Source organism: Modestobacter lapidis, from assembly GCF_054780755.1.
Window position 1 is genome coordinate 1 of sequence record NZ_BAAGVS010000046.1, and the last position, 3,703, is coordinate 3,703.

General features: G+C 70.1%; 4 protein-coding genes. 3 read left to right on the plus strand and 1 reads right to left on the minus strand.

Translation table 11 applies throughout. From position 1 onward, the window contains the following. Positions 1–136: 136 nt before the first annotated feature. Positions 137–1,045 carry a helix-turn-helix transcriptional regulator gene (locus ACYVG5_RS21320; protein WP_222050772.1) on the minus strand — a complete coding sequence of 303 codons (909 nt, stop codon included), beginning with the start codon at positions 1,043–1,045 and terminating at the stop codon, positions 137–139. A 159-nt stretch (positions 1,046–1,204) separates the two neighbouring features. On the opposite strand from ACYVG5_RS21320, the gene ACYVG5_RS21325 reads away from it, so the two are divergent. The 3 genes from ACYVG5_RS21325 to ACYVG5_RS21335 all read left to right on the plus strand — a co-directional run bounded on the left by ACYVG5_RS21325 (position 1,205) and on the right by ACYVG5_RS21335 (position 3,513). Then, on the plus strand, positions 1,205–2,083 hold the full coding sequence (locus tag ACYVG5_RS21325; RefSeq protein WP_222050773.1) for an aldo/keto reductase: 879 nt from the start codon (positions 1,205–1,207) through the stop codon (positions 2,081–2,083). 3 nt (positions 2,084–2,086) lie between these two features. Continuing rightward, positions 2,087–2,818, plus strand: coding sequence for an SDR family oxidoreductase (locus ACYVG5_RS21330; RefSeq protein WP_222050774.1), 732 nt, complete (start codon positions 2,087–2,089; stop codon positions 2,816–2,818). Positions 2,819–2,979: 161 nt separating this feature from the next. Continuing rightward, positions 2,980–3,513 carry a flavodoxin gene (locus ACYVG5_RS21335; protein ID WP_460683531.1) on the plus strand — a complete coding sequence of 178 codons (534 nt, stop codon included), beginning with the start codon at positions 2,980–2,982 and terminating at the stop codon, positions 3,511–3,513. Positions 3,514–3,703 lie beyond the last annotated feature (190 nt).

Consider the following 3,703-nt stretch of genomic DNA (forward strand, 5'->3'; position numbering starts at 1 on the left):
TCTCGGTTCCTCGACAGTCCCGATTATCGCAGGTCAGGGGCACCTTCCGTTTGATCAACTTTGCGCTATGCAGTCCCGACATGAAAGCCCCGGGCTAATGAGGCAAGGGGTGCGCGGAGAGGCTTAGAAGCGGGCGTTAGAAGACCTGCGGCCGCGGGGTCAGCTCATCGTCGTCTGCTGCAGTGCGACTGCTCCAGCTGGCGAGGAAGGCGAGAGCCTGCTCCGAGGGGCTGGCCGGCTCGACGGTGTAGATGACGATGCGCAGGCCAGGGTCACCGGGCAACTCGACAGCCTCGCCGGTGACCTCGAGGTCACCGACAGCGGAGTGGTGGAGCTTCTTGGTGGAGGTGCGGTGGAACTTCACCGTGTGGGTGGCCCACCAGCCGGCGAACTCCTCGCTGCGGGTGGACAGCTCCCCGACCAGGTCGGTGAGGCCTCGGTCGTAGGGGTTGCGCCCGGCGTAGGTGCGCAGCGAGGCGACCGAGTCGCGGGCGACGGTGGCCCACTCGAGGTAGAAGTCCCGGGACTTCGGGTCGAGGAACAGGTACCGGGCGAGGTTGAAACCGCTGGTCGTCTGCCCGTAGGCGTCGGTGAACAGGGCGCGCCCGAGCCGGTTGGTGGCCAGGACGTCCATCCGTCCGTTGGACACGTAGGACGGGGCACTCAGGCTGTTGAGGATGCGGTGCACGCCCTCGCGCACGCCCGTCGGGGCCGAGGTCCGCCGGCAGGTGTCAGCAGCCTGGCGGCGGGCCTGCCCGGAGGGGCTGGCCGTGCCGGCCAGGTCGAACAGGTGCGCCCGCTCGGCTTCGTCGAACTGCAGCGCGCGGGCCAGTGACTCGAGGACCTCGGGGGAGACGCCGGTCAGGTTCCCCCGCTCGAGTCGGGTGTAGTAGTCGGTGCTCATCGCGGCGAGCATCGCGACCTCCTCGCGGCGCAGTCCCTTGACCCGGCGTCGGCCGCCGTAGGAGGGCACTCCTGCCTGCTCCGGGGTGAGGCGCTCGCGACGGCTGGTGAGGAAGTCGCGTACCTCGGCCCGGTTGTCCATGTCCCAACCGTAGGGCGGGTGCCCGCGGCCAGGGAGGGGCTGGCGTTACCGGTGAAGGCTTGCACTCCCACGCGCGCGGGGAAGGGCGTTCTGTGGTGTCAGCGGCGAAGTCGCCGCGGACAGCAACGAATGCACCACCCGATCAGCGAGGGACAGGTCATGCAGACCATCACACTGAACAACGGCGTCGAGATCCCCGCTCTGGGCCTCGGGGTCTTCCAGACCCCGCCGGATGAGACCCGATCTGCGGTCTCCGCGGCGCTGGCGGCCGGCTACCGGCACATCGACACCGCTGCGGCCTACGGCAACGAGCGGGAGGTCGGGGAGGCCGTCCGCGACTCCGACGTCAGCCGGGATCAGGTGTTCCTGGAGACCAAGATCTGGATCAGCGACTACGGCTACGACGAGACGCTGCACGGCTTCGAGAAGTCCGCGGCCAAGCTCGGGGTCGACCAGATCGACCTGCTGATCCTGCACCAGGCCCTGCCGAGTGCCTTCGACCGCACGCTGGGGGCCTACCGCGCCCTGGAGAAGCTGCTGGCCGACGGCCGCGTCCGCGCCATCGGGGTCAGCAACTTCATGGTCGACCACCTCACCCAGCTGCTGGACCAGACCAGCGTCGTGCCGGCGGTCAACCAGATCGAGGTGCACCCCTACTTCCAGCAGCGCGAGGTCCAGGCACTGGGCGCCGAGCACGGCATCGTGACCCAGGCGTGGTCCCCGATCGGTGGCATCACCTTCTACCGCGAGGGCGAGCACACCAGCACCCTGGCCGACCCGACCATCGTCGGGATCGCCGAGGCGCACGCCAAGAGCCCGGCGCAGGTCATGCTGCGCTGGCACCTGCAGCAGGGCCGCTCGGTCATCCCGAAGTCGACCAAGGCGCACCGGATCGCGGAGAACATCGACGTCTTCGACTTCGAGCTCACCGGCGACCAGCTCGCCGCCATCGACGCCCTGGACACCGGCAAGCGCGGCGGCCCCGAGCCTGAGGCCATCACCCTCGAGGCCTTCGGCCGGGACATCCCCGAGGCCTGACCCATGCCGAGGGACAACACCGCCAGCCGCGTCGCGGTCGTCACCGGCGCCTCCTCCGGCATCGGTGCGGCGACCGCCCGCGCGCTGGCCGCCGGCGGCTACCGGGTCGCTTTGCTGGCGCGCCGGGTGGACCGGATCAGCGCACTGGCCGATGAGCTGGCCAACGGCTCGATCGCCATCGCCGCTGACGTCACCGACCGCGACAGCCTCCTGGCCGCAGCCGACCGCGTCCGGGACGAGCTCGGCGGCGCCGACGTGCTGGTCAACAACGCCGGCGTCATGCTGCTGGGCCCCTTCAGCAGCGACCAGCGCGACGACCACCGCCAGATGATCGAGGTCAACCTGCTCGGCGCGCTCACCGCGACCGAGGTGTTCCTCGACCAGCTCAAGGACGGCGGCGGGGACATCGTCAACATCTCCTCCGTCGCCGGGCGGACCGCGCGGGCCGGAAACGGCGTCTACGCCGCCACCAAGTGGGGGATCAACGGCTGGTCGGAGTCCCTGCGCCAGGAGCTGCTGCCCGACGTCCGGGTCACCCTCATCGAGCCCGGCGTCGTGGCCACCGAGCTGCCCGGCCACATCACCCACGCCGAGACCCGCGAGGGCGTGCAGGCGCTCTACGACAAGGCGCAGGTCAGCGCGGGCGACATCGCCGAGATCATCGCCTTCATCCTCAGCCGACCCCGTCACCTGGCCATCAACGAGGTCCTCGTCCGACCGGCGGGACAGCTCTGATGCCCGCCCCGGCCACCGCGGTGGACAGGCGGTCGTTCCTGCGCGCAGCGCTCACGGTGACCGCCAGCGCAGTGGCCGGGGCAGGGCTGGCCGGCTGCAGCAGCGCAACGCAGCCCACCAGTACAGCTCCCTCGACTCAACCAACGGAGACAGGTCGGACCGTGGCCAGGAACAACGTGCTGCTCGCCTACTTCTCCCGGGCAGGGGAGAACTACTACTACGGCGGGCGCAGGACCCTGGACGTCGGCAACACCCAGGTGGTGGCCGAGATGATCAGCGGGCTCATCGACTGCGACGTCTACCGCATCGAGGCCGCCGACCCCTATTCCGATGACTACGACGACACCGTCGCCCGCAACGTCGCCGAGCAGGACGCCGACGCGCGCCCGGCCACCGCCGCACCGCTGCCCGCGGTCGAGCAGTACGACACCGTCCTGCTTGGCAGCCCGATCTGGAACGTGCGCGCCCCGATGATCATGTCCACCTTCGTCGAGGACCTGGACCTGTCCGGCAAGACTGTGCTGCCGTTCGTCACCTACGCCGTGAGCCGCCTGGGCAACGCCCCGCGGGACTACGCGCGGCTCCTCCCGACCGCGACCGTCGGCGACGGGCTGGCCGTGCAGGGCGAGGAGGCCGCCGGTGCCGCCGGCGACGTGGAGCAGTGGCTGCGCGCAGCCGGCCTCCTGCGCGACTAAGCCCTCGCACCCAGCACGACCAGCCCACCTCTCGGACGGCACCCGCGTACCTGGAGCAGATTGTTGCCCCGCCATGTCCAACACCCGCACCACCTGGGCTGTGTCAAGGATCGTGGACAGGTCCTCGGGTTGATCACGCTGTGGCGGTTGCCGCAGCCCGGTGGTCGGTGAGCGCTTCGAACGGGGTCCG